The 17,499-nt window shown below is 59.4% G+C and carries 15 protein-coding genes and 2 pseudogenes; 7 read left to right on the plus strand and 10 right to left on the minus strand.

All coding sequences use genetic code 11. The features are described 5' to 3' along the window. Positions 1 to 209: 209 nt before the first annotated feature. The 6 genes from BSG20_RS23495 to BSG20_RS23520 all read right to left on the minus strand — a co-directional run bounded on the left by BSG20_RS23495 (position 210) and on the right by BSG20_RS23520 (position 6,685). Positions 210 to 959 carry a ribonuclease activity regulator RraA gene (locus tag BSG20_RS23495; protein WP_072379145.1) on the minus strand — a complete coding sequence of 250 codons (750 nt, stop codon included), beginning with the start codon at positions 957 to 959 and terminating at the stop codon, positions 210 to 212. 21 nt (positions 960 to 980) lie between these two features. Continuing rightward, a complete protein-coding gene (locus BSG20_RS23500) occupies positions 981 to 2,144 on the minus strand; it encodes a mandelate racemase/muconate lactonizing enzyme family protein (RefSeq protein WP_072379147.1) in 1,164 nt (387 codons plus the stop codon). Positions 2,145 to 2,177: 33 nt separating this feature from the next. Further along, positions 2,178 to 3,275, minus strand: a complete 1,098-nt coding sequence (locus BSG20_RS23505) for an ABC transporter ATP-binding protein (protein WP_072379149.1) — start codon at positions 3,273 to 3,275, stop codon at positions 2,178 to 2,180. Positions 3,276 to 3,286: 11 nt separating this feature from the next. Then, a complete protein-coding gene (locus BSG20_RS23510) occupies positions 3,287 to 4,177 on the minus strand; it encodes a carbohydrate ABC transporter permease (RefSeq protein WP_072379151.1) in 891 nt (296 codons plus the stop codon). Then, on the minus strand, positions 4,174 to 5,133 hold the full coding sequence (locus tag BSG20_RS23515; protein WP_072379153.1) for a carbohydrate ABC transporter permease: 960 nt from the start codon (positions 5,131 to 5,133) through the stop codon (positions 4,174 to 4,176). Before BSG20_RS23515 ends, BSG20_RS23510 begins: the two co-directional genes overlap by 4 nt. Positions 5,134 to 5,206: 73 nt before the next feature. Next, positions 5,207 to 6,685 carry an ABC transporter substrate-binding protein gene (locus tag BSG20_RS23520; protein WP_072379155.1) on the minus strand — a complete coding sequence of 493 codons (1,479 nt, stop codon included), beginning with the start codon at positions 6,683 to 6,685 and terminating at the stop codon, positions 5,207 to 5,209. 210 nt (positions 6,686 to 6,895) lie between these two features. Between BSG20_RS23520 and BSG20_RS23525 the strand changes: the two genes are divergently transcribed. The 4 genes from BSG20_RS23525 (at position 6,896) to BSG20_RS23540 (ending at position 11,470) form a co-directional block, all read left to right on the plus strand. Continuing rightward, positions 6,896 to 7,606 (plus strand): GntR family transcriptional regulator, encoded by a 711-nt coding sequence (locus tag BSG20_RS23525; RefSeq protein WP_072379157.1) that lies wholly within the window; start codon positions 6,896 to 6,898, stop codon positions 7,604 to 7,606. Positions 7,607 to 7,660: 54 nt separating this feature from the next. Further along, on the plus strand, positions 7,661 to 8,827 hold the full coding sequence (locus tag BSG20_RS23530; protein ID WP_072379159.1) for a mandelate racemase/muconate lactonizing enzyme family protein: 1,167 nt from the start codon (positions 7,661 to 7,663) through the stop codon (positions 8,825 to 8,827). 64 nt (positions 8,828 to 8,891) lie between these two features. Beyond that, positions 8,892 to 10,253, plus strand: coding sequence for a mandelate racemase/muconate lactonizing enzyme family protein (locus BSG20_RS23535; protein ID WP_072379161.1), 1,362 nt, complete (start codon positions 8,892 to 8,894; stop codon positions 10,251 to 10,253). A gap of 17 nt (positions 10,254 to 10,270) precedes the next feature. Further along, positions 10,271 to 11,470, plus strand: a complete 1,200-nt coding sequence (locus BSG20_RS23540; protein WP_072379163.1) for a mandelate racemase/muconate lactonizing enzyme family protein — start codon at positions 10,271 to 10,273, stop codon at positions 11,468 to 11,470. 140 nt (positions 11,471 to 11,610) lie between these two features. On the opposite strand, the pseudogene BSG20_RS38905 reads toward BSG20_RS23540, so the two are convergent. Both BSG20_RS38905 and BSG20_RS23550 read right to left on the minus strand, forming a co-directional pair. Beyond that, positions 11,611 to 11,805, minus strand: a pseudogene (locus BSG20_RS38905) (transposase); the annotation flags it as partial. A 21-nt stretch (positions 11,806 to 11,826) separates the two neighbouring features. After that, positions 11,827 to 12,057 carry a hypothetical protein gene (locus tag BSG20_RS23550; RefSeq protein WP_244541400.1) on the minus strand — a complete coding sequence of 77 codons (231 nt, stop codon included), beginning with the start codon at positions 12,055 to 12,057 and terminating at the stop codon, positions 11,827 to 11,829. Positions 12,058 to 12,817: 760 nt separating this feature from the next. On the opposite strand from BSG20_RS23550, the gene BSG20_RS23555 reads away from it, so the two are divergent. Together BSG20_RS23555 and BSG20_RS23560 are read left to right on the plus strand one after the other, a co-directional pair. Continuing rightward, the gene (locus BSG20_RS23555; RefSeq protein WP_072379164.1) at positions 12,818 to 13,741 is read left to right on the plus strand and encodes a PhnA-like protein; all 924 of its coding nucleotides are present in this window, start codon (positions 12,818 to 12,820) and stop codon (positions 13,739 to 13,741) included. Positions 13,742 to 13,763: 22 nt separating this feature from the next. Then, positions 13,764 to 14,255, plus strand: a complete 492-nt coding sequence (locus BSG20_RS23560) for a YciE/YciF ferroxidase family protein (protein WP_072379165.1) — start codon at positions 13,764 to 13,766, stop codon at positions 14,253 to 14,255. Positions 14,256 to 14,948: 693 nt separating this feature from the next. On the opposite strand, the gene BSG20_RS23565 is transcribed toward BSG20_RS23560, so the two are convergent. After that, a complete protein-coding gene (locus BSG20_RS23565) occupies positions 14,949 to 15,269 on the minus strand; it encodes a hypothetical protein (protein ID WP_072379166.1) in 321 nt (106 codons plus the stop codon). A 314-nt stretch (positions 15,270 to 15,583) separates the two neighbouring features. Further along, complete coding sequence (locus BSG20_RS23570; RefSeq protein WP_072379167.1) at positions 15,584 to 16,534, minus strand: DMT family transporter; 951 nt, start codon at positions 16,532 to 16,534, stop codon at positions 15,584 to 15,586. A 748-nt stretch (positions 16,535 to 17,282) separates the two neighbouring features. Here BSG20_RS23570 and BSG20_RS23575 point away from each other — a divergent pair. Next, positions 17,283 to 17,474: pseudogene (locus tag BSG20_RS23575) on the plus strand (IS110 family transposase); the annotation flags it as partial. Positions 17,475 to 17,499: the final 25 nt, after the last annotated feature.

Here is a 17,499-nt window from a genome sequence, read left to right on the forward strand (position 1 = left end):
GCACCTGGGATCATTGCGTGGAGGCGGAAATTATTTCCGCTCGCGGCAGCTCCTGCGCCAGAAAGTGATATTCGGCGGACCTCGGCGGCTGGATCCCGGCTGCCGGATCGAGAAGCGGATACCCCACGGCGAAATTCGACTCCCTATTTTTTGCGTAGACGTCGGCGATACCTCAGGAGGTTCGCGGCCCGCCGAGGGTAATCAATAGGCTAACTTCGGTTCTCCAAGCGGTTTGTTTTGCGCCACTCTTCGTATTCTCCGCGGGCATCGTCATGCAGCGGATAATAGCGCTGCAACGACCCGCCCTCCATAAGCTTCACTCGCGAGAACTCCTCCCAATCGTGATGCTTTTGCGACTCTTCGATTACCTTCGAGGCCATTGCGACTGGAAGCACCACCACCCCGTCGTCGTCGGCGACGATGATGTCGCCGGGGATTACCGTGACACCGCCGCAGGCAATCGGAACGTTGACGGCATTGGGATAGATGCTGGTTTGCACATGGTAGTTGGGCGTCCAGCCGCGCAGCCATAGGGGGAGATCTAGCTTCTCGACATTGGGCCGATCGCGCATGCACCCGTCGATTACGATGCCAGCGCCGCCTCTGCCTTTGAAATACGTCGACATCATATCGCCGAAGACGCCCGAGCTCATGTCGCCTCGCGCGTCGACCACGACTACATCGCCCTCTTGCGCGTGATAGAGCACGTGCCGGTGCAACTGCGTCTCCGGATCGGCATATTCTCCCTCGGTGAAGAGGTCCGGCCGCTGCGGCATGAACTGGAGCGTCAGCGCCGGCCCGACGATCGACTTCCCGCGGTTCTGCGGCACGGGACCGACCATGTGCGGATTGCGGAAGCCCATGTGGCCAAGCGTGCCGGCAACCGTCGCGGCGCCGATTTCCTTCAGTGCGTCGATCAGGTCTTTGGGCGGTCGCGTAATGTCGGGAGTATGCGTCATTTTAGACTCCGGTGGATGAAACTACCAGTTCGTGACAGAACCGTCGCGGCGCTTCAGGTGAGGCGCCTCCCAGAAACGAAAGCTCTCCGCCTTGACCGCCTCTTCGTTGACCTCGACGCCGAGCCCCGGCAGATCGCTGACCGGATAGTCGGGGCCGTCGAGCCGTGGTTGCACGGGGAAGAAGTCGGAATTGTCGAAGCCCAGCCTTGTTTCGGGCGCCCTGGTCTCGAGCCAAGCGAAATTCGGCACCGCTGCGGCGAGATGGATGGTCGCGGCCGTGCAGACTGGGCCAAGGGGATTGTGCGGCATCAGGTCCACATAGTGCGCCTCGCTCCAGCCAGCGACCTTCATCGCTTCAGTGAGCCCGCCAACATTGCAAACATCGAGCCGGTTGAACTGATGGATGCCGCGCTCGATGTAGGGCAGGAACTGCCACTTGCTGGCAAATTCCTCGCCGATGGCGAACGGGATGTCGGTCATCGTGCGCAGGGATTCGTAGGCCTCCGGTGTCTCGTCTCGTATCGGCTCCTCGAGGAAATCAAGCGCGCCACGGCCGAGTTTGTTGCTGAAGCTCGCCGCTTCTGCCACCGACAGCCGATGGTGATAGTCGACGCCGAGGACGACGTCGTCGCCCAGCACCTCGCGCGCCTTGTTTAGCATAGTTGCGGTAGCGCCGATCGACTCGCGCGGCTCGAAAATGTCCTTGCTGTTTTGCCCGATGGGGAAGAAGCGGATCGCCTGCCACCCTTGTGCGCGTAGTTCGCGGGCTCGTTCGATGGCGCCATCGCCCTCGGCCTCGTCACCGGTCGAGGCGAAGGTAGGAATGCGGTCGCGCTGCTTGCCGCCCAGCAGTTCGTAGGCCGGCACCCCCAGCGCCTTGCCCTTGATGTCGTGAAGGGCAATGTCGATGGCGGAAATCGCCGCCTGCAGAACGCGCCCGCCTTCGAAGTATTGGCTGCGATAAACTTCTTGCCAGATCCGACCAATCTGCATCGGGTCGCGGCCGATGAGAAACTCGCGATAGTGCTCGATCGCGCCGACTACGGCCTTCTCGCGACCGCTCAAGCCGCTCTCGCCCCAGCCGAAGATGCCGTTGTCGGTCTCGACCTTGACCAGCATCTGGTTGCGCGTTCCTACCCATACTGGATAGGGCTTGATCGCCGTGATTTTAAGCTTCGCAGTCATCCACGCCCTCGTTTCCCACGCATCCGCTTGGTCTCAGTTGGCCTTGAGGGCCATTTCTGTTTCGCCGTCGAACAGATGCATCCGCTCCTGATCGAACTCGAGCCAAATCTGTTCGTCGGGCGCGACGGCAATGGTCGGCGGGACGCTGACATTGACGATGGCGCCGGACAGGAACGCCTGTACGAAAGTGACGTCTCCGGTCGGCTCCACCGTGTAGGCCTTGGCAGGGACGCTTCCTGGCATCGCACTCTTATGCAGCTTGATCGTCGAGTGACGTGCGCCGAGCACGACTTTCTTGGTTGTCGCCCTCGCGACCTTCTGGGCGTTGTGTGGCGAGAGCTCGAGGCACCAACCATCCGCGCTGGTCAACACAGTGTTGCCGCTTGCCGTTGACGCCTCCAGCGGAACAAGGCTCATCGCCGGGCTGCCGACGAAGCTGGCGACGAACATGTTCACCGGATGGGCAAAGACCTGCGCCGGTGAATCGTATTGCTGCAGGTAGCCGCCGTTCATCACCGCCATCCTGTCGGCCATGGTTACCGCTTCGAGCTGGTCGTGCGTCACGTAGATGATCGTCGCCTTGAGGTCCTGGTGGAAACGCTTGATCTCCGACCGCATCTGCACGCGCAGCTTTGCGTCGAGGTTGGAGAGTGGTTCATCCATCAGGAATACCGCCGGATCGCGAACGAGGGCGCGGCCCAGCGCCACGCGCTGCTGTTGCCCGCCCGAAAGTTCGCGTGGCTTGCGCTCGAGCAGCTGCGTCATGTCGAGCACTCGCGCTGCTTCCTTGACCTTTTTGTCGATCTCGTCCCTTGGCAGTTTGCGCATCTGCAGCGGGAACGCGAGATTTTTGTAGACCGATTTCTGCGGATAGAGCGCGTAGTTCTGGAACACCATTGCGATGTCCCGGTCCTTGGGGTCGAGGTCGTTGACCACCCTGTCGCCGATGACGATGTCGCCAGATGTGATGGGGATGAGCCCCGCCACAAGATTGAGTGTGGTTGTCTTGCCGCAGCCTGAAGGGCCGACGAGCGCAACGAATTCGCCGTCGTTGACCGTCAGCGAAACGTTGTTGACAGCTTTGAAGCTGCCATAGGTCTTGACCAGATCTTTGAGGACCACGTGGGCCACCGGCAACTCCCCTAGTGCTTGACTGCGCCTTCCGTAAGGGCGCGTACGAAGTATCGTTGCAGGATGAGGAACAGGACCACGACGGGCACGCTCATCATGAAGCTGGCCGCCATCAGGCCCGGAAAGTCCGTTGTATTTTCCGAGAAGAAGCGCTGGATGCCGACCGGCAGTGTCAACTGCTCGTTCTTGGAGAGGAAGGTGTAGGCGTAGATGTACTCGTTCCACGCGCCAATGAAGGAATAGATCGCCGTGGCGATGATTCCTGGCGCCGAGAGCGGCATCACGATCAGGACAAAGGCCTGGAACCGCGTTGCCCCGTCGATGCGCGCTGCCTGCTCGAGTTGCACCGGGATGTTGTCGTAGAAGCCCTTGAGGAGCCAGATTGCCAGCGGCAGGCCGAATGTGAGGTAGGTGAGGATGAGCGACCCATGCGTGTTCACCAGGCCGATCGCGCGCATCAGGATGAAGAGCGGCACGAGAAAGATCACTGCCGGGAACATGTTGCGAAGCAAGACGGCGAAGAACAGAAAGTTCCGGCCCGGGAAGGTGAAGCGCGAAAACGCGTAGGCCGCAGGAACTGCCACGATCACCGAAAGGATGGTCGTGGCGGTGGAGACGAAAAGGCTGTTCCAGAAGAAGCGCAGGAAGTCCTGACCGACGCTGTTTTGCGGATCGAGCAGCTTCTGGTAGCTGGCAAGGGTCGGTTGGTCCGGCCACCATTGCGGCGGGAATTGCATGGCCGCGAAGCCGGACTTGATCGAGGTGATCAGCATCCAGATCATCGGTAATGCGGTGTAGAGCAGCATGAACACAAGGAAGATGCGTCCGCCCCACCGCCATCCATCGATGCGCATACGGCGACGCGCCTGGCCTCGACGAGCAGTCTCGGCAATCGTGCTCATGCGCTCCCGTCCTTCTGCTCGTTGCCGCTCAGCGCACGGACGTAGAAGTAGCCGAGCGACATCAGGATCAGGAACAGCAGCACCGAATAGGCCGATGCCACCCCCCAGCGCTGCCGGCCGAAGGCGAGTTCATAAATGTGGGTGATCCAGATATGCGATGCGTTCGACGGCCCGCCGCCGGTCATGATCCAGGGGATGATGAAAGAATTGAAGTTGGCCACTGCCAGCAGAAGGATCGTCACCGTCGAGACGTTTCTCAAGTGCGGAAAGGTGACGTGCCAGAACCGCTGCCATGCATTGGCTCCGTCGACTTTTGCGGCGCGCAGCAACTGGTCGGGGACCGTCTGCAGGCCAGCCATCATCATGATCATGGCAAACGGAAACTCTCGCCAGATATTGACGACGATCAGCGAGGGCAGCACTGTGCTGACGCTGTCGATGAAATTCGGCGGCCGGTCGGCCAATCCGAGACCGACCAGCACCGCGCCAACGATCCCAAAGTCCGAATGGTAGATCCACTTCCAGATATAGGACGCGGCGACCGCGCTGATGACCCAGGGAATGATCAGGACGGCGCGCAGGATGCCACGGCCGACAAATTCACGATGGAGCGCCAGCGCGCTGGCAAACCCCAGAACAAATGCGATGAAAGTCGATCCCAGTGTCCAGATAAGAGTGTTCGAGGTGACCTTCCAGAACACCGGACTTGTGAGGATGGCGATGTAGTTGTCGAGGCCGATGAAAATCTTGTCCCGGAGCTGCAGGCCAGGTGGCGTATTAAAGAACGACAGCTCGATCGTGTAGTAGATAGGGTAGGCTATGACGATGAGCATCACGGCGATCGCAGGAAGCACGTACGCGTAGTCAGCGCGGTGCTCCCAAATCTTTCGCAGCACGCCGGACCTACCGGGTTGCAGTCTTCGGCGAGTCTCGGCCTTCCCAGTCAAGATCGTCACTGTGCCGTGCCCTTATTCTTCGGAACAAACCGGCTGCAATCGAGGTGCAGCCGGTCAGATCGTCAGGCTTGGACTAGAGTCCGCCATCCGTCAGGTCTTTTACCTTCTTGGCCGCGTCGTCCGCTGCTTGGTCGACGGTCATGGCTCCGGTCAGGGCATTCTGCAGCATGTCCGGGACGATAATGTTCATGATCTCGGGGGACTGTGGCAGCGCCGGGAACGGGATGCCGTAGGGCAGCATCGAGGTCGTGACATCAAGGAACTTGATGTTATCCAGACGTTCCTTCATCCATTTGGTCTTGAAGCCGTTAAGGTTTCCGGGGTTCGAGCCGGCATAGGCCATCTTCAGTGACCATTCGGGGCTCGTCCACATGCAGATGATAGCCTTTGCAGCCGGCTCGTCTACCTTGCCGGCCTCGACATATTCGGGCTTCAGGATGTGAATATTGGAGCCGCCAAACACGACGGCACGCTTGCCGTCGGGGCCAGTCGGAATCAGGCCGTAGCGCATGTTGTCGATGACGGTCTGCGCCTTGTCCTTGTCGGTATCCGTCGCCTTTTTCTGCAGGTCGAGCATGACGTTGTAGTCGGACGGGTGCGAGATCATCATGCCGAGCTGGCCAGCGAGGAAGAGGGGCTGGTTGTCGGCTTGCTGGTTGGTGAGCGCCGAAACCGGAACCGACTTGTCGCGAACATACATATCGTAGGAGGCTTGCAATGCCGCCTTGCTCTGCGGGCTATTGAGCTCGACCTTCTTATAGGTCGGGTTGGCGGTAGCCTCGTCGAAGACGCCGCCGCCATAGGCCCACAGCTGCGGCATGAAGCGGTACGGCGTATTGCCGGCATTCTTGCGAGCCACGAGGCCGTAACCGGCAATGCCGAGCTTGTCGTGGATCTGCTTGGAATACTTGACGACGTCGTCCCAGGTTGCCGGAGCCTTCTCCGGATCGAGGCCTGCACGCTTGAAGATGTCGGCGTTCCAGATGAACGCCATCGTCTCGTTGTTGGTTGGAATGCCGTAGGTCACCCCCTCCCAGGTCACGGCCTTCATTGCGCCGGGCCAGAAATCCTCGGTCGAATACCCTACATCCTCGGGTTTGAGCGGCTCCAAATAGCCCTTTGACGCGAACTCGGTGCCCCCCAGGATTTGCAGGCGGACCGCCATGGGCGCTGCATTGCCAAGGAGCGCGGTCCGGAACTTATCCAGCAGGTCGTTATAGGTGAGGGCTTGTTCCTCAAGCTGGATGTTTGGATAGGTTTTGCGGAAGGTCTCGAAGAACTCCTTATAGTACTCTCGCAGGAGGTCGGGGTCTCCCTCGAAGACGCCCTGATACCAGAAAGTCAGTCGCCCCTTGTAGTCGAGCGGGGTGACCTTGGCGCAATCGCCCGCCGTGTCAAAATCCTGGGTGCCGGCAATGGAGCGCACATATTGCGGCGACCACTTGCTCACGTCGACCGGCGCACCCAGCGCAGACGCGGACATCAACGATACCATCAAAGCAGTGGAGACAGTGCCGCGCAGGACGGCACCTCCGAGTGAAATCCTCGTCATAGGTATCCTCCAGGTTCTCTCCCATGCCGCTCTGCCTCAAGGCGAGCGGTCTTTGCTCGTCGGCCGCAGGACGTTTTTCAGCCAATGTATCCCTTCGAGCTAATCATACGTTTTCAGATCGTTGATTGCCTGTCAACCAGAGAAATCGTACATTGTTTGCAGAGGCCTCACGTGATATCTGAGCCATGTGTGTATTGATTGGAGACAGTCTTGGCCGATACAAGCGATTTTAAAGCAGAGCCACCCGAAGGGATCGACGCTATCGGGGCCTCCAGCGAGGGCGCCTCGCTTTATCAACTGATCAGGGAAGACATCATCGAAGGGCGCCTCGCTGCCAACGAACGGCTTGTGGTCACCGATCTCGCCCGGCGCCACGGCACCTCGACCAACCCCGTGCGCGAGGCTCTGCAACTGTTGCGCGGGGAGGGCTTTGTCACCCTTGTTCCCAACCGCGGAGCGCGCGTCCGGCCCATAGACCAGGATTTTGTTCGGGACATCTACGAGATAGGAGTCTTGATCGAGCCGGCCCTGACGCGATGGTTCGTGAATATGGCCACCGCCGAGGACATTGCTGAACTCGAACGCATCCAAGACCTGATTGAGGTGAACGACTTCGCCGACACGTTCAGGCACAGCGAGCTGGACACCGCCTTTCACACCGTAATGTACCAAAGGCACTACAATCGCCATGCCGCCGAGCTTTGGTGGAAGCATCGCGAGGTGCTGCGAGCCGTGAGCCGGCGTTTCAACTTCACGCTCGCCCGGCGTGCCGCGATCCTTAGCGAGCATCGCGAGCTCATCGCGCATGTAAAAGCGGGAAATGCGAACGAGGCAGGCGAACTCATTGCACGCCATGTCGAGGGCTCCGGCCGACACATCCTCGAACACATGCGTGCGCGTAACGCTGCTCGGGCAGGATAGAATACACGGCCTGGAATATCGTTATCCCAACCACTTCAGATAAAGGCAGTTGAGATGAAAATCACCAGCATTCGGCCGTGGCTGATCAAGTCCGATGCGTCTTATTGGGGAGAGTATCTGTTCGTCGAAGTGACGACCGACGAGGGGGTGAGCGGCTGGGGAGAGATCACCACCACGACAAGGCTCGCCAATCGCACCCTCTGCACGATCCTGCGGCAGATCGGTGCCGCTGTGACGGGAGAGGACCCGGCGCGTATTGAGTATCTGTGGCACAAGATATTCCGCAGCTTCACCTATATGGGCAGTCGCGGCGCCGCAGTCGAATGCGTGAGCGCCATCGACATAGCCCTCTGGGACATCCGAGGCAAAGTCCTTGCTAAGCCGATTTACGAGCTCTTGGGTGGACCGGTACGCGATGAAATCGCGCTCTACACCCACCCCAACCAAGCCAAATTTACCAGCAAGGAGGCTGTGGTCCGCGAAATTCGAGACATCGTCGAGTCCGGCCACACTGCGTTCAAGTTCGATCCTTTCCCCCACCAAGGCCGCATCGCCGATGGACAGCCTCGCGAACAGCGGGACGGCTACCTAGATGGCAGCATGACCCGCAAGGATGAGCGCGAAGCCGCCGAACTCACGGCTCTGATCCGCGAAACGGCGGGCTCTGATGTCGACATCCTCATCGATGCGCATGGCCGCTTCGACGTTCCCACCGCCATTCGCCTTTGTCGGAGCCTCGAGGAAGCTGGTCAGATCGACTGGTTCGAGGAGCCCTGTCCACCGGAGAGCCTCAACGCTCTCAGACAGGTCCGTGAGAAGGTCAGCGCCGCTATCTCGTGGGGCGAGCGCGGACACACGAAGTGGGATTTCGTGCCGGTGCTCGAAAATAAGCTTGCCGACTACATCATGCCGGACGTCACCTGGACTGGCGGCATTACCGAACTCAAGAAGATTTCTGCCCTATGCGAAGCCTACTACATCCCGGTCTCGCCGCATGACGCCGCAGGGCCGATCAACGTGGTTGCGGGAGCGCAGGTGATGATGACCGTTCCTAACTTCTACAAACTCGAAACGTCGGAGTGGAACCTGGGCAAATACGATCACCTCATCGACAGACCACTCGATGTTTCGAATGGCAGCCTCAAGCTTACATCCAAGCCTGGTCTCGGCGTTGAAATGAACCGCGACTACCTTCAAAACCACGAGATAGAGCTGGACTAGCAACGCTCGACGCCGCCCCAGCGTGCGCGGCGACGAGCCCGGTCGACCAAAACGAGGATAAATCATGCCAGGGGCAGATGGAGCCGACGAGGCGCTCAATCGAGTGAACACGCATTCCAAGCCGTCCGACCTTCGCATCACCGACATGCGGGTAGCCGAAATTGTCGGCGCGCCGTTCACCTCAGCGCTACTCAAGATTTACACCAACCAAGGCATCGTCGGGCTTGGCGAGGTGCGCGACGGCGCCAGCGCCACCTACGCGCTGATGCTGAAAAGCCGGTTGCTTGGCGAGAACCCTTGCAACATCGACCGCCTGTTTCGCCGGATCAAGCAGTTCGGCGGGCACGGCCGGCAAGGCGGCGGCGTATCGGCGGTCGAAATCGCGCTGTGGGATCTTGCCGGCAAGGCCTATGGCGTCCCCATCTACCAGATGCTCGGCGGCCGGTTTCGGGAGAAGGTGCGCATCTACTGCGACACCGACGCCACCGTGCCGAGCGGCACCGAGACCGGCAAGCGCCTCAAGCAGCGCATGGAGCTCGGCTTCACCTTCCTCAAGATGGATCTGGGGCTGATGCAGATCGCGGATGTGCCCGGTGCGGTCGTGTCTCCTGCCGGCTCACTTGAAGGGTACCGCGACCACCCCGGTCGCGGCGCGGTGAAGACCATTGAAGAGCGGCGCGTCCGCAACGCTGTGTACGATTTGCATAACGTCCCGCACCCTTTTACCGGCCTCCACTTTTCCGACAAGGGCCTCGATTTCCTTGAGCAATACATTGCCGAGGTTCGTGAGGTCATCGGCATGGATGTTCCGCTCGCCATCGATCACATCGGCCACATCTCAGTGCAGAACGGCATTCGCCTTGCCAGGCGAATTGAAAAATACGTGCCAGCCTGGCTCGAGGACGTGATCCCATGGCAGTACACCGAGCAATACCGACAACTGCAGGACGCCACCACGGTGCCGATCTGCACTGGCGAGGATATATACCTCAAGGAGGGCTTCGAGCCTCTGCTCAACAGCGGCGGCGTCTCCGTTATCCACCCGGACCTGCTCACCAGTGGGGGCATGCTCGAGACCAAGAAGATCGGCGACATGGCGCAGGACCATGGTGTCGCCATGGCCATCCACATGGCAGAAAGTCCAATCGCCGCAATGGCCGCCGCACATGTCGCGACGGCGACCGAAAATTTCATGGCGCTCGAATACCATTCCGCCGATGTCGACTGGTGGGACGATATCGTCACCGGCCTTCCCAAGCCGCTGGTGAAGGACGGCTTCATCACTGTTCCGGACAAGCCGGGCCTAGGGATTGACGACGTCGTCGACGAGGTGATCTCGCAGCATCTGCAGCCGGGTGTCACCGGCATTTGGCAGCCTACGGATCACTGGGACGATGAGTATTCCTGGGATCGCACCTGGAGCTGAGGCGGAAAGGAACGAAGATGAAGATCACCGATCTCCGCTGCGCCGTTATCGGCAAACACCCGATCGTCCGCATCGTAACGGACGAGGGCCTCTATGGCTTGGGCGAAGTCGAATTCACCAAGTCCTACCTCAAGCCCTGGGTGCTGCATTTCCGCGAGGCGCTGGTCGGCGAGGATCCGACCGACGTCGAGAGAGTAATGCTGAAGATCCGCCAACGCGGCTCTTTCAAGCCGTACGGCGCGGCGGTGAGCGCTATTGAGCATGCGCTGTGGGATATTGCTGGCAAGGCCGCGGGCATGCCCGCCTATAAGCTGCTCGGCGGCAAGGTGCGGGACAAGGTGCGCGTCTACAACGGCTCGATTCGCCAGAAACGCACGGGCGACCGGCCGGAGGATTACGCCGCTGACGTCAAATGGATGATGGAGCAGCCGCAGAACTTCTTCATGGTCAAGCAAGGAATCTCGTTCCACTCCAACATGAAGGACACCATCGAGGGCTTCCACTATGGCGTGACGCAGAAGAAGGCCGGCTATCACGGTGCCATGGATCAGGGCGTGATCAGCGAGCGCGGTTTCAATCACATGCTCGACTGCGTGATCGCGATGAAGGAAGTGCTGGGCGACAAAGTCAGCCTGGCGCTCGACTGCGGCCCGGGCTGGATGCTGCCCGATGCGATTAAGTTCGCTCGCGCGGTTGAGAAGTACAATTTGATGTGGCTCGAGGACATGCTGACTGGCGACTACGTGCCGTGGGTCAATCCGCAGGCCTATCGGGAACTGACAACCTCCACCTCGACGCCAATCCACACTGGTGAGCAGATCTACCTGCGGCACAATTTCAAGGAACTGATCGAGACGCAGGCGGTGCGCGTCATCGGCCCCGATCCAGCCGATGTTGGCGGCATTGCCGAGCTCAAATGGGTCGCCGAGCACGCCTACATGCACTCGATCCTGATGGCACCGCACGGCACTGCTAACGGCCTGCTGGGCCTCGGCGCGTTGATCAATGTCTGCGCCACCTTGCCTGCAAATTACATCGCGTTCGAATATCCGAGTGCCTCCGACCCCTGGTGGGAGGATTTGGTAATCGGCTTGCCGCCGCAGATCGTGAAGGAAAGCATGGTGGACCTCCTGGAAGCGCCGGGGCTGGGCCTCGATATCGACGCCGAAGCTGCCAGGAGATATCTCAGGGAAGAGGATGTGGGCTTCTTCGACTGAACTCTCTCCACCTGCATGATGTGAATCGTCCACGCAAATTACTGTCCGGAATGACACGCTTGGGGTCATGCACCATACAAGCGGGAAGTCTCCTGCTTATCGTAAAGGTTTTTGTGGCCTCCCTTTAGAGCGTTTTGCATTTAGGTTGGCATATATACTGCGTTCTGGATGTAGTTTGCGCATTCGGATGGCCCGATTGCATTGATCGTTTCGGCCAGCGCTTCGTGGGCGGCGTGTTCGGATCGGGCCACAGCCGTTCTCATGGCGTGCTTGATCTTGGAGAACAACTGCTCGATGGGGGTGAGATCGGGGCTATAGGGCGGCAGGAATATCGTCCGCGCTCCCGCTCCTCTCGATCACGATGCCCGCGAGAAAGCCCTCAGCCCCGCCAGAACGCCTCTTCTTCCTTCCAAAGCGCACGGCTCCTCTTCATCGGGGTAACCCGCCACCAGGAAGTCTTCGGCCTCGAGATAGGCCTCTGCTTCGGGTCGAAGTTCGACCTTGAGAACGTGCACGGCAACGTCTTCGGAATATTCCTTGATCGGCTCGGCGTAGGAGTAGGTCGCCCAAGGGAAGAGCCTGGTCATGACGTCATGCAGACTGTTTGCCCGAAGATGATAGTCGATCCGGATATCCGGCTCGTCCCTCTCCCTTGGCCAATATAGATCTGGTGGAACTAATGGTTCTGGCCAGTCCGGCGGCGCGTCAGGTTACGGTAGCGGATCTGGCAGCATGTCCGGTAGCGGCTCCGGCACTTCGACCTCCGGCATCGAGCACCGAGAAAGACAAGGACTCCCAGGGCAGGCTCAACGAAGACACCCCCGGTCAATTCTGCGGGGTCTTTGTGGCGTTCCTCCAAGCGGGCACATCACGCTGGGGCGCCTTTCACGAGCTAGAATGAGGGAGCTTTGAAGCTGAAGCGTTCGAGTGATTTCAAATTTCCAGATTGATGACAAAGATCAGAGATTTCGCGACCGCCTACATCGAACGCATATCCGCGTAATTGAGGGCCCTCGACCTCCTCCGAGTTGGACACCATGTGGCGGAGTCGATCGCCTAGACGGCAGCAGGCCTCTCACTGTCTTTCTCCGGATTCGATTGCGGTCAGGGCACAACGTCGGTCGCCCTAGTCGCAGCAAACTTTGCGGACATCCCCAGCGTCACCGTTGAATCCTTCGCGATCAGGCCACGAGGTTTCGGGCCATTCGACACGTCCTTTGCATCCTGCTCAGCATCGGTGTCGCTCAAGTTGACCGCTAGCAAAGCGAAAATACTCCTTGGAACATTCGGATGAAGCGGGAGTTGGGACGCATTCACAGAACCCCGAAAGCTCTGGAGGCTTGTACAATGTCCCAACCATCCATCTCCCGCCTGCCGGGCGATACTCCGTATGCGGTCAACCCGGTGGACCCCCGCATTACGGCCACTCTCAACAAGATATCATGGGGTGCGGTGTTTGCCGGCGTTGTTATCGCCCTCGCCGCACAGTTCCTGCTCAATCTTCTCGGCGTCGGAATTGGCGCTGCGGTCCTCGATCCCGCCACATCGGACAATCCTGCAGCCGCTAGTTTCTCCATCATCGGCGGCCTCTGGTTCGTCGTTTCCGGCATCGTCGCCTCGTTTATCGGCGCATATGCTGCAAGCCGGCTGTCGGGCCGTCCCAGCAGGTCCACAGGCGGTTTCCACGGCATCACTTCCTGGGCCGTCACCACGCTGGTCATTCTCTACCTCCTGACGACCTCGGTTGGCGCACTCGTCGGCGGCGCGTTCAGCGGCCTTTCGAGCGTGGTCGGCGGCGTCGGCAAGACTGCAGCAACCGCAGCGACCACCGCGGCGCCTTCGATTGCCGCGGCAACCGATCCGATGGCCGATATCGAACGGCAAATCCGCGGGGCCAGCGGTGGCTCCGACCCGCAAGCCCTGCAAACGGCGGCAGTGACGGCGATGAAAGCCGTAGCAACGGGCGACCAGAGCAAAGTCGAGGACGCCAAGGCACGGGCCGCCGACGCTCTAGCGAAAGCTCAGAATATCCCTGTCGACCAGGCCCGTGCGAAGGTCGATGAATACGAAGCCAACTACAGGGCATCCATCGATCAGGCAAAGCAACAGGCTTTGGAGGCGGCACAGACCACGACGGACGTCGTTTCCAGCGGCGCTCTGCTCGGATTCCTCGCACTCGTTCTCGGCCTGATTGCAGCATGGTTCGGCGGTGTAGCTGGCACGAAGCCAGGCCCAATCCTTGAAGAATATACACGCGACCGAAACCCATAATCTCAACACGAGGAACACGAACATGGCAGAACCTAAAAACCTCAGTGATCTCCTTTATGAGACCCTCATGGACATCTACTTCGCAGAAAAGCAGATACTGGCCGCCCTGCCCAAGATGGCGGAAGCCGCACAATCACCTGATCTCAAGGAGGCATTCGAAACACATCGCGGCCAGACCGAAGATCACGTAACGCGCCTCGAACGGGCCTTCGAACTGATGGGCAAGCCTGCGCAGCCGAAGACCTGTAATGCCATCCTCGGCATCATCGAGGAAGGCAAGGAAGTCATGGAGGCGTTCAAGGGTACGGCAGCCCTCGATCCGGGCCTGCTCGCCGCTGCGCAGGCTGTGGAACATTACGAGATCAGCCGCTACGGAACGATGGTCACCTGGGCCGAGACGCTCGGTTTAGATGACGTAGCTGACCTCCTCGCGGAGACTCTTGACGAAGAGGAAACGACAGACGAACGGCTTACCGCGATCGCCAAAGCGACCGTCAACGCGCGGGCCGCCTGAATCCGGGCAACGTTTCGCGAGCGAGACGTATGAACATGCGAGGTACATCGGGTTGGTCGTCCTAGCGGCCAACCTGCAACTGGCGACCTAATGCACCCCCTGAGAGGCTCACCTTGTGCGTGCCCGACGGCGCAGGATTATCATCACTTCCGTTGCGGGATAGGCCGAGATCTGTCCCGTCGTATTGTTGCCTCGATCCGCTCGACCTTTCCTTCCCTTGGCCGGCTTCACGACCCAGACCGTCTCTCCCCGAGCGTATATCGACCGTGGATTGAGCGCTTCACGAGGTCGCTATCCATCTGGAGACGCTCGGAAAGCTCTCTGTAACGCTGGCTGTCTGACAGCGTCACTAGGTCAGCTTTCCGACGAGTTCTGCATAGTCAGAAAAGGTGAACTTCCTTCCACGCTGGGTTAAAATTGGCTTCCTAACTCGCCGACAGTCATCTCAAAAGCGGCACACCGCGGTTCCGAGTAGCTCCGGGCCAGAAACGGGCAACCGCGTTCACAACTACCACGACAGTGCCACACGCGGAAAGCGTACCTGAAACTGCTCGACGGTCGGCGGGTCGTAGGGAATGGCGCTTCGGCGCCGGGTGCGCCGTCGTCTGCCTCGTTACTGTCATCGATTATCAAAAGCTAAACGCGGAACTGAGACTTTCAGTTCTACGAGCTCCGGGTCCGAAGCCGAAGGGCCTAGTGCACGTCACGCGTGGGAGGACGCGCATTTGCGTGGAAGCTCTCCGAGAGCTTCACCAGCAAGATTTCGAATTCAGAGACAAGCGTCGCAAACTCGATATCATCGAGAGCGCCGATATCGACGATCGCCATGGCTGTGCTGGCGATGACGCGATCGAGGCCGTCGAGATTAATGCTCGAATTGCCGTCGGCGGCTTCGTCACGAGCGGCGTCGAGCGCCTCAATGATCTTGGAGACGAGGCGGCGACGATCGTCCGGCGAAAGGCGCGAAAGAGCCCGCCGGGCTTGCCGGATTTCGGAAAGCATTTCGGCCGGCATCGACCCCTCCCGATCACTGCTGGTTCGACATAACACAACTTTTCGGAAACGCAACCGGGCAGCGATCCCATGGCAAAGATCGAGCCAGAGGATCGAACCCTAGTGGCGTACTGAAACCGGATCGAATTCTCATGTCAGGGTGGGAAGCTGCGAAAAGTGCTGCGAGTCTGACGGCAAGCAATGAGACAATCAACGCAGGTGACGCCTGAGCTGATCGCCTGTGCTGCGTTTTCGATGCGCCCGTTCGGAAATCGGCGGGTTCACCGAAAATTTCGAGGCCACGCAACATACTGCAGCGGCGGCGAAGCTTTAGGTCAGGGCATGATCCCGGATCGGCTCGCTGGCTCGTTCTTGGAGTGCGCGCGAGGTTCGCGCCACATCGTGAATAGTCCTGCACCTACCACGATTGTTGCGCCGAGCAACATGTTCCAACTCAGCGTTTCGCCGAAGAATGCCACCGCGATGACCGCACCGACTACGAGCTGCAAGTAGGTCAAGGGCTGAACATCCGATGCCTGAAGCGAGTCGTAGGCGCGGATCAAGGAATAATGGCTAACCGCGCCACATAGTCCCAGCGCAGCTACGAACGGCCAGTCCGCCTGGGCAATTGGCGTCCAATAGAAGGGACCTATCAGGGAGATCGCGATCGCCCCTCCGACAGCCGTATAGAACAAGCTGGTAAAGGCCTGATCTTGGCGACTAACAGCCCTGGTAGCGATGCTGTAGGTGGCGAACATAAAAGCACATGTCAGCGGCAGCAGGAGATACGCGCTGAATTGGCTGCCCGTCGGATTGATGATCAGAAGCACGCCGAGTAGTCCCGCCAGTACCGCTAACCACCTCCTCCAACCGACGTGCTCGCCGAGAAACGGTATCGACAGCACCGTGACGATGAGGGGCGACGCCTGGAAGATGGCCTGGGTGATCGCAAGTCCCGTGTGAGCCAGTCCGTAGACGAAAATCGCGATCTCGGCGACCAGCAAGACGCCGCGCATGATCTGCAGGGCTGGATGCTTCGTCGTCGCCACTCCTCGAAGCCCGCCGGGTCGCCGGGATGAGAGCAGAATTACGAACGCCGCGAAAACCCAATAACGGATCATCGTGATGAAAATGGGCGAGTATCGCTCGCCGAGGTATTTGGAGAAACCGTCCTGGACCGCGAAGATGAACACCGCCAGCAGCGTGAACGCATATCCGCTGACCTTTTTGCTGTCCTTGAAGATCGCCCTGCCCTCCGCTTTTACGTCGCGAGAAGCCCCACGCATTGAGGAGGCCTAGTCGAGGGCACGGACTAGCTCAAGCCCATAAGTGCCCGCTGTGGTACCCTAGGCATATTTCTTCGCGAGCGAACTTGGGTCGTTGAGCGAAACGGACAGGCTCGTGGCGTTTCCTTTTGTCAGCGACTTTCCTCCGTTGTCCGTAGTTGGATCGCAGAGCCGGAAAGTTCGGTAATTTGGGTGAATGGGAACAAACGCGCCAGCGCCCGAGCTATTGGCCGAGAAATTTCTGTGCCCTACGGCGCAACAGCATAGTTTAAGGAATGTTAACGGCCGCACTGGGCTACACCCTCAAAAACGACTGCCGCGCTTCCCATCCCCCTATGGTGGAATTGAATTTCTACTCCAAAGCATTGTCTATTAGCTGTTCATCATTCGGGGAAAGAAAGATGAGCTGGGTGATCGGGAAGTGTCCCATCTGTCTGGGAAATTGCGGCGAAGCATTACCAAAGGTGGGTGATCAAAGGGAGATTAGCTGCACAGCGTGCGGACGATACCGAATTACCGAAACTGCGGAAAGCCGCCTCGAGAGAGATCCGCTACCAGCGCGGAAGGCAGTTCTTAGGCGGGCGGTCGAACTTGCAACAGCGAGCTCAGAGGTGCCCTTGATCAGCGTATCTCGCATAGAGACTTAGAAATTTGCGGTCTTATGTAGATCCTATGAGGAGGTGGATAGCGGCCGGCACTGTGGCAGGGTGAGGTTGCTAACCACAAACACCCTACCTTGGAGGCAAGCATGCCCGTTGCAGCTCACCGATCCGAAGGGCCGGCCGCTATCCGGACTGATCTTGGCGCAATCTTCGTCTCGTTGGAATTCAGTCAATATAAATGGCTCATCACGTCGCTGTCGCCGGGGGGTGGCGAGAAGATGTCTAAGCACGCGGTGGCGGCCGGCGACGTCGCCGGGATGCTGGGGCGTTTTGCTGAATCCTGACGACAGTTCTGTGTTGACC

Source organism: Rhizobium tibeticum (assembly GCF_900110205.1).
Classification (GTDB): domain Bacteria; phylum Pseudomonadota; class Alphaproteobacteria; order Rhizobiales; family Rhizobiaceae; genus Rhizobium; species Rhizobium tibeticum.

Coding starts and splice junctions, on each gene's coding strand:
- BSG20_RS23495 (WP_072379145.1), bottom strand. CDS start 959: ATGACGCATACTCCCGACATTACGCGACCGCCCAAAGACCTGATCGAC.
- BSG20_RS23500 (WP_072379147.1), bottom strand. CDS start 2,144: ATGACTGCGAAGCTTAAAATCACGGCGATCAAGCCCTATCCAGTATGG.
- BSG20_RS23510 (WP_072379151.1), bottom strand. CDS start 4,177: ATGAGCACGATTGCCGAGACTGCTCGTCGAGGCCAGGCGCGTCGCCGT.
- BSG20_RS23520 (WP_072379155.1), bottom strand. CDS start 6,685: ATGACGAGGATTTCACTCGGAGGTGCCGTCCTGCGCGGCACTGTCTCC.
- BSG20_RS23530 (WP_072379159.1), top strand. CDS start 7,661: ATGAAAATCACCAGCATTCGGCCGTGGCTGATCAAGTCCGATGCGTCT.
- BSG20_RS23535 (WP_072379161.1), top strand. CDS start 8,892: ATGCCAGGGGCAGATGGAGCCGACGAGGCGCTCAATCGAGTGAACACG.
- BSG20_RS23540 (WP_072379163.1), top strand. CDS start 10,271: ATGAAGATCACCGATCTCCGCTGCGCCGTTATCGGCAAACACCCGATC.
- BSG20_RS23550 (WP_244541400.1), bottom strand. CDS start 12,057: ATGACCAGGCTCTTCCCTTGGGCGACCTACTCCTACGCCGAGCCGATC.
- BSG20_RS23555 (WP_072379164.1), top strand. CDS start 12,818: ATGTCCCAACCATCCATCTCCCGCCTGCCGGGCGATACTCCGTATGCG.
- BSG20_RS23560 (WP_072379165.1), top strand. CDS start 13,764: ATGGCAGAACCTAAAAACCTCAGTGATCTCCTTTATGAGACCCTCATG.
- BSG20_RS23565 (WP_072379166.1), bottom strand. CDS start 15,269: ATGCCGGCCGAAATGCTTTCCGAAATCCGGCAAGCCCGGCGGGCTCTT.
- BSG20_RS23570 (WP_072379167.1), bottom strand. CDS start 16,534: ATGCGTGGGGCTTCTCGCGACGTAAAAGCGGAGGGCAGGGCGATCTTC.